Source organism: Paractinoplanes rishiriensis, from assembly GCF_016862375.1.
GTDB classification, from domain to species: Bacteria; Actinomycetota; Actinomycetes; order Mycobacteriales; family Micromonosporaceae; genus Actinoplanes; species Actinoplanes rishiriensis.
Genome location: NZ_BOMV01000057.1, coordinates 200,228 through 223,331 on the forward strand (window position 1 = coordinate 200,228; position 23,104 = coordinate 223,331).

Below are 23,104 nucleotides of genomic sequence, written 5' to 3' on the forward strand. Positions count from 1 at the left end.
CGGGAACCTCGAATCGGGGGAGGGGGGAGCCTGCCACGAAATTTCACACTCTTGCTGACTTCTTGCGTCGGCAGGGATTCAAGGTTTCAGATGTGTGTCCAAAAAGTCAACGGTTCCGCGCGATCCTCAGGTCGTCGGGCTCCGCGTCGATAGCGACGAAGTGATTCGAGACTTTCGCCGTGATCCCGTTATGATCGCGGCGGTGCTGTGGACGCTGGCCGGGATGGCGCTCCTGCTCCTGCTCGCCGGTCAGGCCAACACGCAGGTCAAGGTCTTCTGGGCGTTCCAGCCACCGCTCGACGCCCTGCTCGCGTACTCGGCCTGGCGGGTCTATCGGGTCGCCACCGGGGCCTTGCGCCGGTTCTGGCTGGTGCTGGCGTTCACCGGGGCGCTGTTCACGATCGGCGACCTCACCCAGGCGATCGTCGCGCTGACCGGCGAGGGCCAGTGGTCCACCACCGGCGGCGTGGTGCAGGGCGTCTGCTTCGGGATCGGGATGAGCGCGACCATCTTCGCGATGCTCCTGCACCCGATGCCCGGCCGGTCCCGGCGCGAAAAGCTGGCGTTCTGGCTCGACTCCGCGACCGTGCTGGTCGGCGGCGCCGTGGTGGCCTGGTGCTTCACGGTCGGCCCGGACGGCAACGACAACGTGGTCGGCACGCTGGCCGCCGGGGCGGTCATCCTCACCTCGGGCTTCGCCGCGGTGAAGCTGGCGCTCAGTGGCAACGCCCCGATGCACAAGGCGGCGGCCATCCCGATGGTCATGTCGGCCGGCGTGAACAGCATCGGCTTCTTCCTGGAACCCGGGGCGGACGGCCCGATGCCGGCCTACGTCTACGCCGTACGACTCCTGCCCTCGCTCTTGATCGGAATGGGCCCCCGGATCCAGCAGATCCTGGCCCGGTTCGACGAGACCACCGCCTTCGGCTCGCGCCGCCGCAAGCCCTACAGCCTGCTGCCCTACGGATCCATCGCGGTCGCCTTCACAGCGGTGCTGGTGGTGACGCCGGAGGGCCCGCACGCCCGGCTCTGGGGCGCGATGACCGGCCTCGGCCTGATCTTCGTGCTCGTGGTGTGCCGCCAGCTGGCCGCGTTCCACGACAACACCCGGCTCATCGACCAGCTCGACGCCACCCTGGCCGACCTGCGCGAACACGAGGTCCGGCTGCGGCAGCAGGCGCTGTTCGACGGTCTCACCGGGCTGGCCAACCGGACCCACTTCCACGACGAGGTCACCGCCGCGCTGGACGCCGGCCGGCCGGGCAGCACCTCGCTGATGCTCATCGACCTGGACGGCTTCAAGGCGGTCAACGACACGCTGGGCCACGCGGCCGGCGACGTCCTGCTCGCCGGGGTGGCCGACAAGCTGCGCGCGTCGGTGCGCCCGGACGACCTGGTGGCCCGGCTCGGCGGCGACGAGTTCGCGGTGCTGCTGCGCGACTGCGACGGCGACGACGCCGAACGCATGGCCCGGCGGATCCTGCATGCGATGACCGAGCCGATCCCGTTCGACGACACCGCGGTGTGCGCGAACGCCAGCATCGGCATCGCCTGCGCCGTCGACGGCCACCGGGTGGACAGCCTGCTGCACGACGCCGACCTGGCGATGTACGCGGCCAAGCGGGAGGGCAAGGGCACCTGGAAGCGGCACCACCCGAGCATGCGGGTGACAATTCGGTAGTTCCGTTCTGTCACGGCTGTGCACAGACGTCCGTCGATGGGGTTGATAGACCCGGTTGATGCGCCTTCGATGGGCAACAGCGGGCCTCGTGGCCCTCCTTCTGATCCCGGCCGGCGCGGTTCCGGCGGCCGCCGCGGTGCCGCGCACCGAGACCCTGGTGACCGGCAGCAGTCCGGTCACCGGCGTGGTCGAGTCGCACGTCGCGTTGCGGATACCGCTGCCGGCCACGGCGGGCCCGCGCCCGGCGGCCTGCGACTGGCTGCACTACCTGCGCTACCGGTCGGCTGCCGGGCCGGCCCGCTCGGCGCAGGCCGACCGGATCCTGGTGGCCCAGCCCGGCGTGCTGGAGGGGGCCGGAGCCTTCGACAGCGTCGCCCGCAACACCGTGGCGGCGGCCGCCCGGCAGGGGCGGCACATCGAGTTCTGGGCGCTCGACCGGCGCTCCAACTGCCTCGAGGACCACACCGGCATCGACACCGGCAACTTCCGGTCGGCGATCGACTATTACTACCGGGGCCGGCAGTTCGCCGGCTTTCTGCGCAACGAGCAGGTCGGCTTTCTCGCCCACGTGGGTTTGGCCCAGACCGTACGCGACCAGTACGACATCCTTTCCGCGGAGCTACCGGACCGGGCGTTGCGACGGCAGAAGGTGCTCTGCGGCGGCCACTCGCTGGGCGGCGTGATCACCGGGTTCTTCGCGGTCTGGGACTTCGGCGGCGACCCCGGTTACCGGCAGTGCGGCGGCTACTTCGCGCTGGACACCACGATCAACAACTCGCTGTCCGACCTGAGCGGCACGACGCCGGACGACATGCTGCCGGACCTCGGGCTCGGCTACGCGGCGATCAAGGCCGGGCTGGAGAGCGGGCTGCTCACCCGTACCCTGTCCGCTCCTGTCCTGATCAATGCCGAGACGATGAACCTGCTGGCCATCGCCGGGCTGGCCGCCCGCACCGAGCCGGACGCCGGCACGCTGCTGCCGGCCCTGCCGGTGAACGACAACATCACCGCCACCGAGCGCCTGCTGTTCTCCAAGGACTTCCCCACCTTCGTCACCGGCCGGCCGTCAGCCCGGGACTTCCGGCTCACCAACGCGGCGGTGCTCGGCGGCCTGCTGGACGACAACTCGCAGCCGCTGGCCTTCCTGGAGGCGAGCGTCGGCTTCTACGACGGCGGCCCGATCGTGGACAAGGACTTCCCGGGCCTGGCCGACCTGGACGGGGTGCTGGGCACCCGGCCGATGGCGATCCCGGACCGGCCGGACGGCCCGCTCTACACCTGGCGCAACTACGACCGGATCGGCGCGCCGGACGACCCGGTGCACCGCACCCGCGACGGCGTCCCGTTCAGCACGCCCGGCCAGGAGGTGACCGACCTGGCCCAGTTGGCCCGCAGCCTGTCCGAGCACCCGCTGGACTTCACCGAGCACTACTTCCCCACCCGGCTGGTGACCGACATCCAGATGAGCACCGCCCCGGAGATCGCCGGTTCGGTGCGGCACCCGGAAGGGCTGCGGGCCAACCCGATCGTCACGCTGCTGGCCGGCGACGGCCTGCTCGCCGGTCGTGACCTGCCGCCCGAGTACCACGTGACCGTCGCGCCCGGATACCAGCACCTGGACGTGCTGACCGCGGCCGCGACCCAGAACAGCGGGCGGCCCGAGATCGTCTCGACCGCCCTGGCGGCCTTCGCCGCCGGCTGATCCCCCATCCCCCTGTTTCGGTTTCGAAAGGAGCACCATGCGACGAACGGCCTTGATCGCTCTGGTCTCGCTCGGCCTGCTAGCCGTGCCACTGCCCGCCTCGGCGGCTCCGGTGTCCGCACCGTACGAGTGCACCAGCCCGCTGGGCGCGCAGAGCGTGACCATCACGGCCACCCTCACCGCGACCCCGAACCCGGCCACCGTCGGCTCGCCGGTGACCTTCGACCTCGAGGTGTCCGACCTCGGCCTGACCGCGCCGCTGACGGTCTCGTCCTGGAGCGGCACCGTCGACCTGGACGTGAGCGGTGCCGAGACCGCGCAGTTCACGCTGACCGGTACCGGCGGCCCGATCCCGGCCAACCAGCCGATCACCGGCACGCTCACCGGCACCTGGACGCCCACGGCGGCCGGCACCGACGAGATCACCGGCGGGGACGTGACCATCACGGCCCAGGTCGTGCTGCTCGGCTCGATCTCGCTGACCTGCACGCCGGTCGACCCCCGGCCGGTGGGTGAGACGCTGACCGTCAGCTGACCGTCATTTCGCGAGCGGGCGCGCCGGTCGGTGCGCCCGCTCGGCGCGTAGCGCGATCTCCAGCTCGAACCGCACGTCGCTGTCCCGCAACTGGTCGCCGAACAGCCGGTCCAGCTGGCGCAGCCGCCGCCGGACGGTCTGCGGGTGCAGATGCAGGGTGGCCGCCACGGCGTTCGCGTTCATGTTGTGCTGCAACCAGGACAGCAGCGTGTCGGCCAGCGGCTCGCGCTGGTTGGCCCGCACCCCGGCCAGCGGCCGCAGGCGCCGGTCGACCACCGAGGCCAGCAGCGCCTCGTCCTGGAAGATGGTCAGCGCCGCCAGGTGGTCCTCGCACCAGATCAGCCGGTCGCCTCCGATGATGCCGCGGGCCGCCAGGTCGAGGGCCTGCCGGGCCCAGCGCAGCGAGTCGGCGGCCCCGGCCGGCAGCACCGCCGGTCCGACCGCGAGCCGGTACCGCCGCAGGCCGTGCACGATCTGGCGGACCTGGGCCGGGCTCTGCGGGTCGGGCACGATCAGGGCCGGGTCGGGCCGGTCCAGGTCGGCCAGCACGTCCGGCGCCAGCACCGGCGGGGTGGCGTGCACGGCCTCCGGGGCCAGCGCCACCGCGGCCAGCCGCCGGGGCATGGTCCAGCGGGCGGTCACCGCCGCGGCCGCGACCGCCTCCTCGCCCGCCGGCGGGTCGGCGACCAGCAGGTCGAGCAGCCGGCGGCGGCGCCGGTCCAGCTCGCCCACCTCGGCCGCGGCCGCCTCGGCGTAACCCTGGGCGGCGGCGTCGGCCAGGTCGTCCACGTGCGACCAGATCGCGTCGGCGAACGAGCCGGTGGCGGTCGCGGTCAGCGACTCCGACTCGGCGAACTCGACCAGGTGCCGCAGCCCGACCCGGGCGCCGATCCGGATGGCCGCCTGCAGGGCGTCCAGGCTGCGGCCCTCGCGCATCTCGCCGGCGCCGATGGCCCGGTAGACATCGCGCCAGGCGGTGTCGGCGCGCCGTTCCATCACGTTCAGGAAGCCCTGGAGCGCCTGCTCGACGCCGGCCCGGATGGTGCGCCGGTAGTTCTCGTCGGCCGGTCGCGCGTACTCCGGAATGCCCGCCTCGATGGCACCCATGGTGGCCTCGGTCAGCGCGTCGATGTCCGCGCGCAGGTTGGCCGCGGCCCGGTGCAGAATCCGGCCGACCGGCACGGCAGTGGTCAACGGTGATGTGCCCATGGCGCTCCTTCAGCTGCGATGTCGCTGGTGGGAGACGGGTCGCGGCGGGATTATATCCACGAATGTCATTTGAACGACACTGGTCAGTAACATCGGCACACGCAGTGTCACCGCGTTGACAACTTTCCTCACAAACAGGCGCAGGCGCGATCGATCCGGCTGATCGCGAGCGTCGTTACGGTCCACCCCAGACCACCGTGGGAGGGGCCGTGACGCCGCTGCTCGACCGGGTCGCGATCTGGGCCGGCACCAAACCCGACGCGGCCGCGTACACCTTTGTCGACTATCTCGCCGACCCCGGCGGGCCGACGGTCGTGTGCACCTGGGGTGAGGTGCACCGGCGCTCGATCCGGCTGGCTCAGCGGCTGCGCCGGGTCGTCGCGCCGGGCGACCGGGTCGCGGTGCTGGCACCGTCCGGCCTGGACTACGTGCTGGCGATGTACGCCTCCTGGTACGCCGGCGCCATCGCGGTGCCGCTGTTCGCGCCGGGCCTGCCCGGGCACACCGAGCGGCTGGCCGCCACCTACGCGGACTGTGATCCGGCCGGCGTGGTTACTGTGGCCGCGCACGCCGCCGACGTGCACGACTTCGTGGCCGGCCGGGCCGCGGTGCTGGTCGCCGACGCGGACGACGAGCCGGACACCGGATGGCGGCCGGGCAGCGTGGGCCGGGACGACGTCGCGTACCTCCAGTACTCGTCGGGCTCGACCCGGGCCCCGGCCGGCGTGGAGATCACCCACGGCAACCTGACCGCGAACGTGACCCAGCTGTGCGAGACGCTGACCGGCAACCGGCCGCACTTCACCGGGGTGAACTGGCTGCCGCTGTTCCACGACATGGGCCTGTTGGCCAGCGTCGCGGTGCCGATGCGGGCCGGCACCGACGCGGTGCTGTTCGACCCGGCCGCGTTCCTCATGCAGCCGGTGCGGTGGCTGCGGCTGCTGTCCGGGCGGCCGGACGCGTACACGGCGGCGCCCAACTTCGCGTACGACTACTGCCTGCGCCGCCTCGAAGAGGGCGACCTGGACGGACTCGACCTGAGTGGGGTCTTCCTCTGGCTCAACGGCGCCGAGCCGGTCCGGGCCGCCACCCTCGACCGGTTCACCACGCAACTCGCCCCGGCCGGCCTCGCACCGCGGGCGATGTGCCCGGCGTACGGGTTGGCCGAGGCCACCGTCTACGTGGCCGGCCACGGCATCGACCATCCACCCCGGAAGGTCGCCTTCGACCGGGACCGGCTGGCCGCCGGCCGGGCTGTGCGGGCCACCGCCGACTCGGACCGCTCGGTGCTGGTCTCGTGCGGCCCGCCGGCCGGTCAGCGGGTCGCCGTCGTGGACCCGGAATCCGGCAGCACGCTGCCCGACGGCCGGGTCGGCGAGATCTGGGTGAACGGCCCGAACGTGACCCGCCGCTACTGGCGCCGCGACGACCCGGGCCTGTTCGGTGACCTGGGCGGCTACCGCTGGCTGCGCACCGGTGACCTGGGCACGCTGGTCGGCGGCGAGCTCTATGTGACCGGCCGGCTCAAGGACCTGCTGATCGTGGCGGGCCGCAACCACTACCCGCAGGACGTCGAGGAGACCGTCCGCGAGGCCGCGCCCGCCCTGGGCCGGACCGCGGCGTTCGCCGTCCTGATCGACGGCGAGGAGCGGGCGGTCGTGGTGGCCGAGCGTTCCCGCTCCCGCCTCGACGTCGAGTGGCAGCCCACCGAGATCGTCCGGGCCGTCCGGCAGGCCGTCTGGCGCCGGCACGACCTGGCCCTGCACGACCTGGTGCTGGCCGAACCGGGTGCGGTGCCGCGGACCACCAGCGGCAAGGTGTCCCGCACCGGCTGCCGCGCCCGCTACCTGGCCGGCACCTGGCAGCGGGCGGCCAGCGATGCCTGACGAGCTCGGCGGCGACCGCCCGATCGGCGACGCGATCGTGGCCTGGGTGGCCCGCCGCTGCGACCTGGACCCGGACCGGGTCGACCGGGACTGCCCGCTGGTCGAGCTCGGCGTCTCCTCGGTGGACGCGGTCGAACTGGCCGGCCGCCTGGAGACCCGGCTGGGCCGCCCGGTGCCGCCCACCCTGCTGTGGGAACACCCCACGGTCAACCAGATCGAGGCCGCCCTGACCGGTGCGGCCGGGTTTGCCGCCGCACCGCCGCCGGAGCCGGCCGCGGACGGCCCGCTGCTCGCCGTGGTCGGCGTGGGCTGCCGCTTTCCGGGCGGCGCCGACGGCCCCTCGGCCCTGTGGCAGATGCTGATCACCGGCCGGGACGCGGTGCGCCCGGTGCCGGAAGGACGGTGGCACCGCGCGCCCGGTTTCTCGCCGCCCGGTGGCTTCCTCGACGAGGTGGCCCGCTTCGACGCGGCGTTCTTCGGCATCGCGCCCGGCGAGGCCCGGCTGATGGACCCGCAGCAGCGCCTGCTGCTCGAGGTGGCGTGGGAGGCGCTGGCCCACGCGGCGCTCGACCCGGCCGCGCTGCGCGGCACCCGCACCGGCGTCTACGTCGGGATCTCGGCGGGGGAGTACGCGCACCTGACCACCGCGGCGCTGGACCGGGTTGAGGGCTGGACGGCCACCGGGGCCGCGCTGAGCATCGCCGCGAACCGGATCTCGTACCTGCTCGACCTGCACGGCCCCAGCCTCGCGGTGGACACGGCCTGCTCGTCCTCGCTGGTGGCGGTGCATCTGGCGGCCCGCGACCTGCGTGCCGGCGACACCGACCTGGCGCTGGCCGGCGGGGTCAACCTGATGCTCGATCCGGCGCTCACGGTGGCGTTCGAGCGGGCCGGCGGTCTCGCGGCCGGCGGCCGCTGCCGGCCGTTCGCGGCCGAGGCCGACGGCATCGTCCGGGGCGAAGGCTGCGGCGTCGTCGTGCTCAAGCGATTGACCGATGCCGTACGCGACGGCGATCGCGTCCTCGCCGTGCTGCGTGGCAGCGCGGTGAACTCGGACGGCCGCTCGAACGGCCTGGTGGCGCCGAGCCCGCGCGCCCAGGAGGCGTTGCTGCGCCGGGCCTACGCGGACGCGGGCTGCCCGCCGTCCGCGGTGGACTACGTGGAGGCGCACGGCACCGGGACGCCGCTGGGCGACCCGATCGAGGCCGGTGCGCTCGGCGCGGTCCTGGGTACCGGCCGCCGCCCGGACGATCCGCTGCTGATCGGCTCGGTGAAGTCGCACCTCGGCCACCTGGAGGCGGCCGCCGGGGTGGCCGGCTTCATCACGGCGGTGCTGGCACTGCAGCACGGCGAGGTGCCACCCACCCTGCACGCCGAACGCCCGAACCCGCGCATCCCGCTGGCCGGCTGGGGCCTGCGGATCGCCGCTGCCGGCCGGCCGCTGCCGGATCGGGACCGGCCCCGGCGGGTCGGGGTGTCCGCGTTCGGTTTCGGCGGCACCAACGCCCACGTCGTCCTCGAATCGGCGCCGCCTCCCACCGGCAGCGCTCCCGCCGAAGGTCCGGCCATCTGCGTGCTCACCGACCGGGACCAGGACCGGGTACGCGACCAGGCCGCCGCCCTGGCCGGCTGGCTGCCGGACCACGCCGGCACCGATCCCGCCGACGTGGCGGGCACGCTCGCACGGCGGGGGGAGCGCGGCACCGCGCGCGCGGCCGTGGTCTGCCGGGACACCGGGTCGCTCGCCGGGGCGCTGGCTGCCCTCGCGGACGGGCGGTCCCACCCCGCGCTGGCCACCGGCGACGGCCGGCGGGGCGCGGAGCGCGGGGTGTGGGTCTTCGCCGGCTACGGCGCGCACTGGCCCGCCATGGGCCGGCATCTGCTGGACGCCGAGCCGTCGTTCGCCGCCGCGGTGGACGAGCTCGAGGCCGAATTCCGTGCCGAGTGCGGTTTCGGGCTGCGCGAGGGCTTGCTCGACGAGTCCGCGCTCCCGGTGCGGCGGGCGCAGCCGGTGACGTTCGGGATGCAGGTGGCGCTGGCCGCGCTGTGGCGCTCGTACGGCGTCCGCCCGGCCGCGGTGATCGGGCACTCGATGGGCGAGGTGGCCGCGGCCGTGGTGGCCGGCGCGCTGGCACCGGCCGACGGCATCCGCCTGATCAACCGGCGGGCCGGCCTGCTGTCCCGGGTGGGCCCCGGCGCCATGGCGGTCGCCGAACTGGCCGAGGAGGAGTTCGGCCAGCTCGCCGACGACCTGCCGGAACTGTCGGTCGCCGTGGTGGCCGCCCCGCGTCAGCTGGTGGTCACCGGCCGCCCGGCCGCGGTGGCCACGCTGACCAGCCGCGCGGCCGCCCTGGGCCGGGCCGTGCACACGCTGACCACCGAGGGCGCCGGCCACTCCGCCGCGGTCGACCCGCTGCTGCCGGAGTTGCGGGCCGCCCTGCGCGACCTGCGCCCCGGCGAGCCCCGGCTGCCCTTCTACTCGACGGTGACCACCGATCGCCTGCCGCTGGACGCCGCCTACTGGACCGCGAACCTGCGCCGCCCGGTGCGGCTGGCCGACGCCGTGCGCCGTGCGGCCGCCGACGGCTACGGCTTTTTCCTGGAGATCTCGCCGCACCCCGTGCTGGTCCGCCCGCTGCGCGCCACCCTGGCCGAGGCCGGCGTCCCGGACCCGCTGGTCACCGGAACGCTGCGCCGCGACGACCCGTCCGCCTTCGACCGGGCTCTGGCCACGCTGTGCGCCCACGGCCACCGCCCGCCGCCCTCTCCGGCCCGCGTCCTTGATCTGCCTGCGCCGCCCTGGCGCGGCGACCGCCACTGGATCGACCCGCCACCCACACCGGAGGAATCCACGCGCCCGGCGCTGCTGGCCGGTCTGCTCGGCGTGACCTGGCAGGAGACGCCGGGTGTTCCGGACGCGCCGGCCAGCGAGGACGGCGCCCTGGTGGTCACCGCGCCGGCGGCCGGGGCGCTGCCCGATCCGGCGGAAGCGCTGCGGTTTGCGGCAGCGGCCGTTGCGGCGGCCGCCACCGGGCGGCGGTTGTGGCTGGTTACGTGCGGTGGTGCGGCGATCGGCGGGGAAGCGGGTCGGCCCGACCTGGCATGGGCCCGGGGCCTGGTGCGGACGCTGGCGTTCGAGCAACCGCTGAGCCGGGCCACCTGGCTCGACCTCGACCCGGCCGAACCGCCGGAAATCCGGGCCGGGCGCCTGGCCGCCGAGCGCGCCGCGGACACCGGCGACGACGAGGTGGCCTGGCAGGACGGCCGGCGCTACGTGGCTCGGCTGATGCCCCGGCCCGCACCCGCCCGGCGGCCCGGCCGGGCGGTGCGCGCCGGGGCGGCCTACCTGATCACCGGCGGCTACGGCGGGCTCGGCCTCCGGGTGGCCCACTGGCTGGCCGCGGCCGGTGCGGGACGGCTCGTGCTGGCCGGGCGGTCCGGGCCTTCGGCGCAGGCCCGGGCGGAGATCGACGCGCTGACCCGGTCGGGTGTCGACGTCCGGGTGGTGCTCGGCGACCTGGCCGCGGGTGACACCGCCGAACGCGTGGTCGCCGCGGCCGGTGACGGCCTGGCCGGGGTGGTGCACGCGGCCGGGGTGCTGCACGACGGGCTGGTGTCGCAAATAGACGAGGCTGCCCTGGAAAGGGTGTGGACGCCTAAGGTCCACGGTGCCTGGCGGCTGCACCGGGCCGTGCAGGAATCCGGCGCCGGGCTGGACTGGTGGGTGTCGTTCTCGTCGGCGGCCGGGCTGCTCGGCTCGCCCGGGCAGGCCGCCTACGCCGCCGCGAACGCCTGGCTGGACGCCTTCGCGAGCTGGCAGCGGGCGCATGGGGTGCCGGCGTCCTCGCTCGCCTGGGGCACCTGGTCGGAGGTGGGCGGCGCGACCGGCGTCCAGTTGCCCGGCCTCGACCCGATCCGTCCCGGCGACGGCATCGCGGCCCTGGCCGGCCTGGCCGCCCGCGAACCGGTCACGGCCGGCGTGCTGCACTTCGACCCGGCGGCCGCGCTGGCCGCCTTCCCGGAGGCGGGCCGCCTGCCGTTCTTCGCCGCGGTGGCGGGCGGTCCGGCGCCCGCCACCGCCCGCCCGCCCGGCCAACCCGGCGGGACCATCGAGGAGCGCCTGGCCGGCCACCTCCGCAACGTCCTGGGCGAGGCACCGCCGCGCGACATCCCGCTGATCGACCTGGGCCTCGACTCGTTGGCCGCCATCCGCATCAAGAGCCTGATCGAGACCGACTTCGGCCAGGCCCTGCCCACCGCCCTCCTGGTACGCGGCGCCACCCTTGCCGAGGTGGCAGGCGCCCTGGAGACGCCCGCCTCCGCCGTGAGGCACGAACCGCCGGACATTTCCGAAATGTTCGGCGAAGGGAATGGGTGGGGGGCAAGCGAGGGCGGCGAGGGCCGCGGTCGTGCGGGTGGCGGTGGCGGGGGCCGCGGCGGCGAGGACCCCGGCGGTCGTGAGGGTGGCGGGAGCCACGGTGTTGAGGCCCGGGATGCTGCCGAGCGGGCCGCCGTCCGGCTGTTTGAAACCGTGCTGGGGCGGCGGGTGCCGGGGATCGACTGGCGTGCGGAGCCCGGCGAGCTGCTGCGGATTGTCGAGGCTGCCCGGCGCGAGTTCGGCGTACCGGTAAAGCTTGATGCACCTACGCCTGCCGCGCTTGCCGTGCCTCTGCGGGAGGCCGAGCAGGCGGTCATTGAAACGGACGGCCTCACGCCGCTGCGCGCTGCCGGGGACGGGCCGCCGCTGTTTCTGGCGCATCCGGCCGGGGGCAGCACCTTCGTCTACCGGCAACTGGTCGACCTGCTCGACGGCGGGTTTCCCGTCTTCGGGCTGGAGCGGCTCGGGGACGGCGAAAGCGTGCCGGAGCGGGCCGCCCGCTATGTCGGCCGGATCCGGCGGGTCTGGCCGGACGGGCCCTACCGGCTCGCCGGGTGGTCGTTCGGCGGGGTGCTCGCGTACGAGATCGGCAGGCAGCTCGCGCACGACGGCGCGGAAGTGACCACGCTGGCCCTCATTGATGCCGGTCTGCCGATTCCGATGCCGGCGGAGCGGGCGGCGGAACTTCTCGCCGAACGGTTCCGCGGGTTCGTCCGGTATCTCAACGCCACCTACGGCACCCGGTTCCGGCCGGACGAGCCGATCGAGCGGGTGCTGGACAGGATGCAGGATCTGTTGCCGCCGGCGGTTCTGCGGCACCAGGTCGACTCGCACCGGGACACCCGGGCGCTGGACGACTACCGACCGGAAGGCTACGGCGGGCCGGTCACGCTTTATCGCTGCACCCGGCCCACGCCCTGGGCCGTCCGTGACCCGCGCTACGAGCACACCGACGCGGCGCGGGGCTGGGACCGCTGCTGCACCGCCCTGCGGATCGTGCCGGTCGACGGACATCACCTGAATCTGCTGGACCCGCCGGCGGTCGACACGATCGCGGCGGACCTGCGTCGGCTGCTGTGAAAGGAGTCAAGCATGTCGGAGCTCGCCGAGGCCGTGCTGGCCGGTGCGTCGGGTGCGGAACTGCTCGCCTGCCCGGTGCCGGCCCGGATCCGCGCCGCTCATCTGCGGCGGGAGGACGTCGACATCTTCGGTGCCGCGAAAGACCAGGACCGCGACGTGCGGCGGGCGCTGCACGTGGGGGAGGTGCCGGCCCCGGAGCTGGCGCCGGACGAGGCGCTGATCGCCGTGATGGCGTCCAGCATCAACTTCAACACCGTGTGGTCGGCCACCTTCGAGCCGGTGCCGACGTTCGCGTTCCTGAGCCGGTTCGGGCGGCAGGACCGCTGGGGGGCGCGGCACGACCAGCCCTATCACGTGATCGGCTCGGATGCGTCCGGCGTGGTGGTCCGGGTCGGTTCGGCAGTACGCCGCTGGTCCGTCGGCGACCGGGTGGTGGTCGCGCCCGCGTATGTGGACTCCGAGGACCCGGTCACCCACCAGGACGCGATGACCGGTGACCAGCGGGCCTGGGGGTTCGAGACGAACTTCGGCGGGCTGGCCGACTTCGCGGTCGTCAAGGTCAGCCAGCTGATGCCCAAGCCGGCCCATCTGACCTGGGAGGAGTCGGCCTGCACGTCGCTGTGCGCGTCGACCGCGTACCGGATGCTGGTGAGCCCGCGCGGCGCCGGGATGAAGCAGGGCGACGTGGTGTTGATCTGGGGCGCCGCCGGCGGCCTGGGCGGGTACGCCGTGCAGCTCGTGCTGGCCGGCGGCGGGATTCCGGTGGCCGTGGTGGGTTCGGCGGCCAAGGCCGACCTGCTGCACAAGCTCGGCTGCCGGCACGTGATCGACCGGTCCGAGCTCCCGTCGGGGATGCGCGACCCGGACACCTTCCGGCAGCTGGGGCGGCAGATCCGGGCCACGGCCGGCGAGGACCCGCACATCGTCTTCGAGTACACCGGCGCGGACACGTTCGGCGCCTCGGTCTATCTGGCGCGCACCGGCGGCACGGTGGTCACCTGCGGTTCCAGCAGCGGCTACGAGCACAGCTACGACAACCGCTACCTGTGGATGCGGCTCAAGCGGATCGTCGGCTCGCACGGCGCCAACTACCAGGAGGCGTGGGAGGTCAACCGGCTGCTGCAGCTGGGCCGGCTGGCGCCCACGCTGTCCCGGGTCTATCCGCTCGGCGAGGTCGGCGAGGCCACCCGGGCGGTGCAGCTCAACCAGCACGTCGGCAAGGTGGGCGTGCTGTGCCTGGCACCCACCGCCGGGCTGGGCGTCGACGACCCGGTGCGGCGGGCCGAGATCGGCGAGGAGCGGCTCACGCTGTTCCGCCAGCCGGTGCCGGTCGCGCCGCCGCTGGTCGCGGTCGGCTGAGGTGCGGCGCGGCCTGCTGCCGGTGGTGGTCGCCACCGCCTTCCTGACCATGCTGGACAACACGGTGGTGACGGTGGCGGCGCCGTCGATCGCGAGCGATCTCGGCGCGTCGGTGCGGTCACTCGAGTGGGTGGCCACGGCTTACATGCTCCCGTACGCGGGACTCCTGCTGGCCGGTGGCCGGCTCGCCGACCGGTACGGCGACCGCCGGATCCTGCTCGGCGGGCTGGCCGTGTTCACCGCCGCCTCGCTGGCCGCGGGCCTGGCCGGGCACCTCGCCGTGCTGGTCGCCGCCCGGGCCGTGCAGGGTGCCGGCGCCGCGCTGCTGGTGCCGGCCACCCTCGCGGTGGTGGCCGGCCGCCCGGAACGCGAACGGCTGCGGGCCGCGGCCGCCTGGACCGCCGCGGGTGCCGTCGCGCTGGCCGCCGGCCCGGTGGTGGGCGGCGTGTTGAGCGAGCACCTGCACTGGTCGTGGATCTTCCTGCTGAACGTTCCGGTCGGGGTCGCGGCCCTCGCGGTCGCGGCCCGCGCAGTGGACCCGGCCCGCCGCCCCGGTCCGCCGGCGCTGGGCCTGACCGCGCTGGTCGCGGCCACCGTGGCGCTGGCCGCGGTGACCTACGTGCTGACCGGCGGCCCGGCCGTCCCGGCGGCGCTGGCCGTGGCCGCCGCGGCCGCCGTGCTCACGGTCCGCACCGCCGGTCAGGTCTTCGACGCCGCGCTGTTCGCCGAGCGGGCCTACCGCGGTGCGCTCGCGGTGCAGGTGCTGTGGGGTCTCGCGGTCACCGGCGTCTGCTTCCATACCGCCGTCTTCCTCCAGGACGTGCGCGGATTCGGCCCGGTGGACGCCGGACTGGCGTTCGTGGCCGTGGCGGCCGCCGTCGCCGTGGGCGCCCCGGTCGCGCCGCTCCTGGTCCGCCGGCGCGGCGCCGCGCGTACGGTCACCTGGGGTTTGATCTTGGTTGGTCTGGGAGTGGCAGCCGTCGCGGCCGGCAGCACCAGGACGGTCGTGCTGCTGGCCGCCTTTGTCGTGATCGGATTCGGCTCGGCGCTGACGGTGCCGCTGGCCGCCGTCGCCCTCGCCGCCGTGCCCGCCGACCGGTCCGGCCTGGGTTCCGGCGTCTTCGCGGTGGCCCGGGAGGTGTCCGGCGTGCTCGGCATCGCGGGTCTCGGCGTGATCGTGCTGGGCTGGGGCTATCCGGCGGGCCTGACGGCCGCGGCGGTCCTGGTGCTCGGCGGCGCGGTGATCAGCAGCCGGACGCTACCCGGCGCCGAGCGACCGCAGCAGCGCCGGCCAGGTGGTGTGCAGTTCCCGTTGCCAGTACGGCCAGGAGTGCGTCCCGTTCGGGTACAGGTGGACGGTGGCCGGGATGCCGGCGAGTGAGAGCCGCAGCCCCAGCCGGGCGGTGTTCGCGCCGATCACCGCCTCGCCGAACTGCAGCAGGCTCCACGAGCCGTTCGGGTCGAGGTCACCGGGCAGCCCGGTGGTGCCGCTGGACAGGTGGAGCGTGGTGCCGCGCAGGTCCGGCACCAAGTCGAGCGGGTTGTGCCGGCGCCAGTTCGAGGCCTGCCAGAGCGGCGAACCCCACACCGCATGCGGGTCGTCGCCGTTGTCCGCCACGGTCTTCAGCAGGATGGCCTGCAACACCGGATCGAACAAATTCACCGGGGCACTGTACGCGGCGGCGTAGCGGAACGTGCCGGGCCGGCGCGCCGCGTACGTGATCGCCCCGGTCCCGCCGGACGAGATGCCGACGACCGCGCGTGCCGTGCCGGCCCGGTAGTTGTCGCGCAGCACCTGCCACACCTCGGTGAGGTGGAACGTCTCCCAGAGCCCGCCGTTCGGCCCGCCGTCCGGGCGGTACCAGTCGGCGTAGTTGGCGTTGCGGCCCGCCTCGGGCATCACGATCAGGACCGGGGCGCCGGCGCTCAACTGCTCGACGTCGGTCTCCCGGGTCCACGACGTGTAGTCGTCATTGCCGCCGTGCAGCAGATAGAGCACCGGCCAGGTCCGGTCGGCGGTGCGGGACCAGCCGGGCGGCACCAGCAGCCGCACCGGGAGGTCCCGCCCGTTGGCCGGCGAGTGGACGGTCAGGTCCACCTCGCGCTCGCCGAGCCAGCGCTCGGCCACCACGGCCGCGCCGTCGTCGTCGGCGTAGGCGGGCGCGGCGCCGAGCACCGCCGCCAGCAATCCCAGGACAAGTACCGCTCGCCGCAGTCGCATGCTGGACAGCCTGCGGACCGTCGGCGAGCGGTGCTACCACCCGAGGTGACAACGTGCGGCGCGAAAATGCTCAGTCCGCGTACGAGAACTCGGTGTGCGGCCCGCCGTAGACGATCCGGGCGCCGGCCCGGTCGAACTCGGTGAACCGGAGCTGCGGGTCGCCGATGCCGGCCGCCACGTAGTGCATCACCGACTTCGGGTCGTACCGGGTGATCTCGACGGTGTGCTCCAGCGACTCGGGGTTGAATACGTCCGGCGCCTCGGGGCGGATGTGCTCGTGCCGGAAACCCAGCGCGTGCCCGAGCTCGTGCCGCATCACCCCGACCGGTTCGAACGCGCCGTCCGGGTCGAAGTAGCCGTCGAACGCCCACACGATGCGCTCCTCGATCGGCGAGTCCGGGAAGAACGCCATGGCCACCACCGAGCCGCCGCCCTCCTGCCGCAGCACCGGAAAACTCACGTCGCCGAACGCGAGGTTTTCGTCGGTGTCCTTGGCCACCACATGCTCGAACTCGACGCCGCAGATCGCCTGCCAGTCGGCGGTCGCCGCGGCCATCCCGTCCACGACGGCCGTGTACTCCTCGTCGCTGCCGAACGACGGCCGCCACACCGCGTAGGTCAGCTTGGTGCCGGGCCGCCAGCGCAGCGTCCTACCGTCCCGCTCGATGCCGAGCAGCCCCTGCTTCTCGGCGTCCGGGTCGCTCTGCAGCGCCTCGGCGATCTCGATCCGGCGGGCCGCGTACGCCAGCACCGCGCTGTCCCGCAGGCCGATGTCCCCCTCGACCACGATCCGCTCGGTGTCGATGCCGAGCGCCTTGCAGGTCAGGTGCACGCGCGGCGCGTCGGCCTTGATCTGCTCCACCAGTTCACTGGTCTTGATCACTGCTATATCCCCCCTTTTAGGTCAGGCCAAGTTCACGGGCCAGTGCGGCACCGGCGCGCCGGTCCGCCTCCCGCAGCTGGGTGGGCAGCACCACGGATTCGAGCGTGCGCTCCCGTTCGAACAGCACCTCCCGGGTCGCCGCCGAGGACCGCTTGGCCGGCTCGCGTCGCGCCACGATGGCGGCGGCCAGCTTCCGGTCGAGTTCCCGGCTGGCATAACGGCCAGGATCTTCCCGGTACGCATGCATCGCGGCGGCCACCCAGACCCGCGTGTCGAACGGAACGGGAACCGGCCGCCCGTCGAGTTCCTGCCGGCCCACGGTCTGTGCGTTCTGCTCCCGCTCGGCGTTCCACGGCAGCACCTCGGCGAGCTTCCGGCCGCCGAGCGCCGCCCACGACCGGTCCATCAGCGCCGCCGCCACGATCGGGACGTCATTCGCGTACGGCCCGGCGATCCGGCCGTAGGTCCCGGTCCAGGCCTTTTCCGACGCGACCTCCACCCGGCCGAGGAACTCCTCGCACAGCGCCACCCGCAGCATCCGCGTCGGATATCGCCCCGGCTTGCGCTCGTCGACCGGCGCGGTGCGGACCTCGTCGCGCGCGCCGGCCAACTCGACGGTGAGCCCCTCCAGGTAGGCGCTGCCGGTGGCCAGCACCCCGATCACGTCCGCGAAGATCTCGTCGCACCAAGACAGCCAGACGTGGCTCAGCCCGGCCTCGCGCAGGGCAGCCCTGGCCTCCTCGGCCAGGTGCAGATCCTCGGCGATCACGTGGCCGGTCTCGTGACCCACGAGGCAGGTCTCGGGCATCCGGCGGGCGAGGTCCCAGGGCAGCCCGATCACCGGCACCGGCAGCCGCTGCAGCGCCGCCGCGAACACCTCGAGATCCTTGGCGTCCAGCCCCGGCGGGTGCAGCGTCTTGGTGCGCGCCTGGGCGAACGGCGTCCGGTCGGTGCTGTAGAAGACCAGCGGAGGCTCGCGCACCTCGTCGGCGCCGACCGCGTGCGCGTCCGGTGCGCTGGCCGCCCGCAGGAACGGCTGATAGCAGGCCCAGGCCAACCCGTCGGCCGCACCGAGGTGGTCGGCGAAGTCGTCGGTGTCGCGCTGGGTGAGCTTGTCCCGGAAGAAGTCCCAGACCAGGTGCACGCTGCCCACGCCACGCCGCAGATCCGGGATGGCATCCACGGTCCCGGCGAAGGGCGGCGCCGTCTTGGGGTCGACCGGCGTACCCTGCACCACCGCGTCGAGCATGCCCCCGAGATAGTCCCGGAGCCGCAACACCTGGGTGCGGTGCTGCGGCAGGTCACCCTGGTCCGACGTACGCTCAACCCACCGCTCCAGATCATCGTCAAAACTGACGACCCGGGCGCGCAGCCGATACACGGCCGCGTCAAAGAGGCTCATGGCAGCCCTCACTTTTCCCCTGTGCGTCGAAAGTAGACCGCCGCCCCCCACCCCCGATACCTACAATCCGACGCCATTTCAGTCGGAAAATGGGAACCCGTTAGAAGCCCCAACCCGTATCCCATGATCGTTACAGCCCGCCCCAGTCCGCGCGTAGCGGCGGCTCGCCTTGTTCCGCCCGTAGTGGCGGTTTGCCTTGTTCCGCCCGTAGTGGCGGCTCGGCCACATTCCGTCCGAACTGGCGGGGAGCGCCGACAATGAACCTGGTCCAAGGCGGCTCATGCCCGCCAACCGCCACCCGCTACCCGGCAATCCGAGCCCGATCTTGGAGATTTCCCAGCGCCTGCGGAACTGCAACTGCGGAACTGCAACTGGCAAACAGGAAATCGACAAGATCGCGGGGTGGGTGTGGCGGGAAGGGTAGCGACGTGGGGTTTGCCGGAGTCGCCAGGGCGGGGCCCGTCGTATTCGGCCGGCCGCAGCGTGGGCTGAACTGGGTGTGTCGCCGAGCGGGAACCTCCACTGTGCGGTTGGTCCCGATCTTGTGGATTCTGCGGCACTCGGCGGTCTATCTCGGCGGTCAGTAGATCTACAACTTTGCCTGTGATCATTTCTGGCGGTCAGCACTAAAGAAGAGTTCCTGCATCTGACGAACAAGAAATCGACAAGATCACGGAAAGGTGGGGCGGGCGGTGTGGTGCAGGGCGGGGCAGTGCGGTGCAGGGCGGGCAGTGCGGAAGGACGATGCCGGCGGGGCGGTGCGGTGCGGTGCGGTGCGGTGCGGTGCGGAAGGACAGGGCGGGGCGCTTGGGGCGGGTGGGCGTGCTCGGCGGACGCGGGGAGTGTCATCGCCCGGGGATCGCCGGGCATTTGACGGGCGGGCCGCGTCCGCCGAGTTGGTCAGCGGGTGCCCAGGTAGTAGCCGACGTGTGGCGGCTGGTTGTAGGCCACGTTCTGCCACGCGATGCCCAGCCGGTACAGCGGGTCGTGTACCAACGTGGTGAAGCCGTGCCGGGACGGGTGCGACGTGGTGAACAGGCGCAGCGCTGACGAGTCCGCCGTTCGCCAGAGGACCTCCTCGCGCCAGTCGCCCAGCAGGTCGGCCTGTAGGGCGGGAGTGCCCTTCGTGTGGTTGTTCGACAGGGTGCCTGTTGCGGTCAGCAGGCGGGTTGTCGTTTCGGTGGCCGGGTCCCACTTGCCGATCGTGCCCACCCCGGTTGACGTGGCCGGGTCCCAGTCGTGGTCGAGGATTTCGCGGCCCGGATCGCCGTCCCAGTAGATGGCGAAGTTCGCGGCGGGGATGTTGTTGGAGATCAGGGTGCCGTCGGCGCTGTAGAGCCAGCCGGTCGGGCTGTTCCAGGCGCCGTTGATGGCCCACGCCTCCTCGCCGGGATACGCCGGGTCGATGTCGGCGGACGCGCCTCGTCCCGTGTCCAGGCCGGTCTGCTGGCCGAACAGGATCTCGCCGGTGGCGGCGTCGTGCTGTTCCATGCCGTAGGCGGCGGTTTTGCTCTCGTGGACGCCGAACACCTCCAGGCCGGGGCGGGCCGGGTTCAGGTCGCCGACGTGCAGCGCGTCGCCGTGGCCCAGGCCGGTGCCGTAGAGCACGCTGCCGTCGTCGTTCAGGGTCAGCGCGCCGTACACGATCTCGTCCTTGCCGTCGCCGTCCACGTCGGCGGGGGACAGGTTGTGGTTGCCCTGGCCCTCGTACTGTTTGCCGGCAATCGCGCTGTCGAAGGTCCAGCGGTGGGTCAGTTCGCCGCCCCGCCAGTCGTACGCGACCAGGACCGTGCGGGTGTAGTAGCCGCGCGCCATCACGATGCTGGGCCGCTTGCCGTCCAGGTAGGCCACCGCGGCCAGGAAACGGTCGACCCGGTTGCCGTAGCAGTCGCCCCAGGCGCAGGTGTCGCCCCGGGCCGGCTCGTACGGAATCGTGGTCAGCGCCGAACCCCGGCGGCCGTCGAACACCGTGAGGAACTCCGGCCCGGACAACACGTAGCCGCCCGCATTCCGATAGTCGGCCGCCGCGTCCCCGATCACCACCCCGGCACCGTCGGTCGTTCCGTCGGCGGTCTTCGCCACCACTTCGGCCCGTCCGTCGCCGTCGAAGTCGTACACCAGAAATTGGGTGTAGTGCGCGCCCGCCCGGATGTTGCGGCCCATCGCGATCCGCCAAAGGCGGGTGCCGTCGAGTTCGTAGGCGTCCAGGAACACCTCGCCGGTGACCCCGGACTGCGAGTTGTCCTTGGCGTTGGACGGGTCCCACTTGAGCACGATCTCGTACTGGCCGTCGCCGTTCAGGTCGCCGATGCTGGCGTCGTTGGCCACGTAGGTGTAACCGTCGCCGTCGGCCGGCTTCTGCAGCGGGATGTCCAGGTGGTCCGTGTCCCACGCCGTGGTGTGACTCCGCCGCCCGCCGACCGGCGCGAGGGCGTACCGGTCACCAGATTTGCCCTGCCGGTCGATGAAATTGGACTTGCCGGAAATCGGACGCGGGGTGATGAGACGGCCATTGCGGAAGACCTGGAAGGCGAGCCGCCGCGGTTCGTTGCCGAGCAGGCGCCAGCTGACCAGCACGCCATCGGGAGTGGGCACCGCGACCAGCCCGCGATCGAGCCGCTCGGCCTGTCGCCCTTCGATCGTGATCGTGTCATGGCGGCCGCCGGCCTGAGCCGCTCCGGCCGGGATCAGGGTGAGCACCGCGGCGACCGCGGCTGCCAGCTTCCTCATGAGCGACGCTCCAGCGCGGCCGCGACGTACGGCTGCAGATAATCGGCGAGCACCCGGTGACCGTGGTCGTTCGGGTGGGTGCCGTCGTTGGTCATGGTCGCCGGATCCCACCAGCCGGTGGTGTCGACGAAGGACACGCGCCGGTCGCCGGCCTCCCGCCGGGCCTGCACGGCCTGCTCGGTCTCGGCGGCCCACCAGCCCTTGAAGATCCGCAGGGCCAGGATCTCGGCGTGCGGGTTGCGCTGGCGCACAGTCAAAAGCAGTTTCTCGTACGCGACCAGGAAGTCGGCGCTCTTGACCCCGTGACCGACGTCGTTGGTGCCGATGTTCACGACGACCACGTCCGGGCGGTAGCGACGGAAATCCCAGTCCGCGGCGCCGTCGCCGAAGCCCAGCTTGGTGTAGCGGCCCTCCAGCCCGTAGCAGCGGATGCCCCGGATGCTCTCGGTGGCGCTCAGCTCGCGCAGGCACGAGCCGCTGAGCGCGATCTGGGTGTGCGCGACGCCCAGGTTCTCGCCGATGATCCACGGGAACGCGCTGAGCGACATGTTGGTGGCGGTGTAGCCCGCGGTGATCGAGTCGCCGATGAACTCGGTGGACTGCCGCGGCCGGGGCAGCCGGTAGGTGCGCGCCCCCGCGTCCAGGCTCAGTCCCTGGAAGACGGCGTCGCCGGTGTAGCTGCCGGCCACGATCCGGTAGGACACCAGCAGCGTGTGCCGGCCCTCGGTCAGCGGAGTGGGGGTGAGGTCGACCCGCCCGCTGACGTTGGTGGCCTTCGTGTACGGCCCGCCGTCGATGCTGTACCAGAAGTCGATCGCGCCACGCTGCTCCAGCGCCACCCGGCTGCCGGTGAACCCGGTCCGCAGGTAGGCGCCGGCCCACTGCGGCACGAAGGCGGCCGGATTCGTGGTGTCCCAGCGGCCGGCGAAGTCGATGTTCCGGTCGGCCGTCGAGCCCGGCAGCGCGACGCCGAGGTGCGGCGCGAGGATCGGGGCCAGCCGCTGCGCGATCCTGGCGTGGCCGGCGTCGTTCGGGTGCCCGCCGTCCACGTAGTCCTCGGCGGTCAGCCAGGTTTCGGTGTCGATGTAGTGCACGTTGTCGTCGCCAGCGTCGGCGAGCGTCCGCACGGCGGCCCGGGTCTCGTCGAGGAAACGCTGCCGGAAGGTCTCGAACGCGAACAGGGCGGCGTGCGGGTACCTGGCCCGGGCCTGGCGCAGCAGATTCACGTACGCGGCCTGGAAGTCCGGCCCGCTGACCCCGCGCCCGGCGTCGTTCGTGCCCAGGTTGATCACCACGGCGTCGGCGGCATACCGGGTGAAGTCCCAGTCCGTCGTACCGCCGATGGTTTGCTTGCCGAAGTTGGTGTCAAGGCCAAAGCAATTGCTGAGCTGTACGAGGCACGCGCCCGACCGGGCGATGTTGGTGTGATCGACGCCGAGCTGCTTGCCGACCAGCCAGCTGTACGACGTGACGGTGTTCTTGCTGGACAGCGCGCCCACGGTGATCGAGTCGCCGACGAACTCGACCAGCTTGCGGCGCGGCGGCAGGCGCAGCGTGCGGGCCCGGCGGTCGAGCGTGAAACCCTGGAAGGTGGCGCACGGGCTCGGCCAGGTCGCGCAGGTGTCCAGCTCGCCGGTCCGGTAGGAGAGCCAGACGGTGTGCGTCCCGCCGGCGAGCGGCGTGGGCGTGAGATCGATCGTGCCGCTCACGCCGGAGTAGGTGGCGACCGGCCCGTCGTCGATGCTGGCGTACACGGTCGCGGCGTCCCGGATGGTGGCCTTGAGCGTGGTGCCGGTGAACCTCATTTCGACGTACGGCGATTCCCAGTTGCCTATGTAGGTGGCCGGATCGCTGGTGTCCCACCGGCCGACGAAGCGAAGATTCGGATCGGTCAGAGATCCTGGCCGGTATGGGCTGGCTTCCGCGGGCGGTCCTTGCCGGTGTGCGCTGGCTTCCGCGGGCACGGGCGCCGCGAGCATGCCGGCCGCCATCGCGAGAACCCCCGCGAGCCGTATTAACAGTGACATCCGTCGATGAC

The 23,104-nt window shown here is 72.9% G+C and carries 12 protein-coding genes and 1 pseudogene; 7 read left to right on the forward strand and 6 right to left on the reverse strand.

What is annotated here, in order from left to right:
* Positions 1-190: 190 nt before the first annotated feature.
* The 3 genes from Ari01nite_RS25430 (at position 191) to Ari01nite_RS25440 (ending at position 3,918) form a co-directional block, all read left to right on the forward strand.
* On the forward strand, positions 191-1,681 hold the full coding sequence (locus tag Ari01nite_RS25430) for a GGDEF domain-containing protein (protein ID WP_203784671.1): 1,491 nt from the start codon (positions 191-193) through the stop codon (positions 1,679-1,681).
* 88 nt (positions 1,682-1,769) lie between these two features.
* Entirely contained in the window at positions 1,770-3,383 is a 1,614-nt protein-coding gene (locus Ari01nite_RS25435; RefSeq protein WP_203784672.1) for a hypothetical protein, read from the forward strand.
* Between the two features lie 37 nt (positions 3,384-3,420).
* Positions 3,421-3,918, forward strand: a complete 498-nt coding sequence (locus Ari01nite_RS25440) for a hypothetical protein (RefSeq protein WP_203784673.1) — start codon at positions 3,421-3,423, stop codon at positions 3,916-3,918.
* A 3-nt stretch (positions 3,919-3,921) separates the two neighbouring features.
* Here Ari01nite_RS25440 and Ari01nite_RS25445 read toward each other — a convergent pair whose 3' ends face one another.
* Positions 3,922-5,127, reverse strand: coding sequence for a PucR-like N-terminal domain-containing protein (locus Ari01nite_RS25445; RefSeq protein ID WP_203784674.1), 1,206 nt, complete (start codon positions 5,125-5,127; stop codon positions 3,922-3,924).
* 209 nt (positions 5,128-5,336) lie between these two features.
* Here Ari01nite_RS25445 and Ari01nite_RS25450 point away from each other — a divergent pair, with 209 nt between their 5' ends.
* The 4 genes from Ari01nite_RS25450 to Ari01nite_RS25465 are packed head-to-tail and all read left to right on the forward strand — an operon-like array spanning position 5,337 to position 15,211.
* Positions 5,337-7,013 carry a fatty acyl-AMP ligase gene (locus Ari01nite_RS25450; RefSeq protein ID WP_203784675.1) on the forward strand — a complete coding sequence of 559 codons (1,677 nt, stop codon included), beginning with the start codon at positions 5,337-5,339 and terminating at the stop codon, positions 7,011-7,013.
* Positions 7,006-12,471, forward strand: a complete 5,466-nt coding sequence (locus Ari01nite_RS25455; protein ID WP_203784676.1) for a type I polyketide synthase — start codon at positions 7,006-7,008, stop codon at positions 12,469-12,471. Before Ari01nite_RS25450 ends, Ari01nite_RS25455 begins: the two co-directional genes overlap by 8 nt.
* A 12-nt stretch (positions 12,472-12,483) precedes the next feature.
* Positions 12,484-13,830 carry a crotonyl-CoA carboxylase/reductase gene (gene ccrA, locus Ari01nite_RS25460; protein WP_203784677.1) on the forward strand — a complete coding sequence of 449 codons (1,347 nt, stop codon included), beginning with the start codon at positions 12,484-12,486 and terminating at the stop codon, positions 13,828-13,830.
* Positions 13,831-13,855: 25 nt separating this feature from the next.
* Positions 13,856-15,211 (forward strand): MFS transporter, encoded by a 1,356-nt coding sequence (locus Ari01nite_RS25465; RefSeq protein ID WP_275410876.1) that lies wholly within the window; start codon positions 13,856-13,858, stop codon positions 15,209-15,211.
* On the opposite strand, the pseudogene Ari01nite_RS50025 reads toward Ari01nite_RS25465, so the two are convergent.
* From Ari01nite_RS50025 to Ari01nite_RS25485, 5 genes and pseudogenes are all read right to left on the reverse strand, one after another.
* A pseudogene (locus Ari01nite_RS50025) lies at positions 15,188-16,051 on the reverse strand (alpha/beta hydrolase); the annotation flags it as partial. The gene Ari01nite_RS25465 and the pseudogene Ari01nite_RS50025 sit on opposite strands and share 24 nt — an antisense overlap.
* A gap of 70 nt (positions 16,052-16,121) precedes the next feature.
* Positions 16,122-16,934 carry a matrixin family metalloprotease gene (locus tag Ari01nite_RS25470; protein WP_203784679.1) on the reverse strand — a complete coding sequence of 271 codons (813 nt, stop codon included), beginning with the start codon at positions 16,932-16,934 and terminating at the stop codon, positions 16,122-16,124.
* Positions 16,935-16,950: 16 nt separating this feature from the next.
* Complete coding sequence (locus Ari01nite_RS25475; RefSeq protein ID WP_203784680.1) at positions 16,951-18,336, reverse strand: hypothetical protein; 1,386 nt, start codon at positions 18,334-18,336, stop codon at positions 16,951-16,953.
* 900 nt (positions 18,337-19,236) lie between these two features.
* A complete protein-coding gene (locus Ari01nite_RS25480; protein WP_203784681.1) occupies positions 19,237-21,066 on the reverse strand; it encodes a rhamnogalacturonan lyase in 1,830 nt (609 codons plus the stop codon).
* Positions 21,063-23,093, reverse strand: a complete 2,031-nt coding sequence (locus tag Ari01nite_RS25485) for a GDSL-type esterase/lipase family protein (protein WP_203784682.1) — start codon at positions 23,091-23,093, stop codon at positions 21,063-21,065. The genes Ari01nite_RS25480 and Ari01nite_RS25485 overlap by 4 nt, the downstream gene beginning before the upstream one ends.
* Positions 23,094-23,104 lie beyond the last annotated feature (11 nt).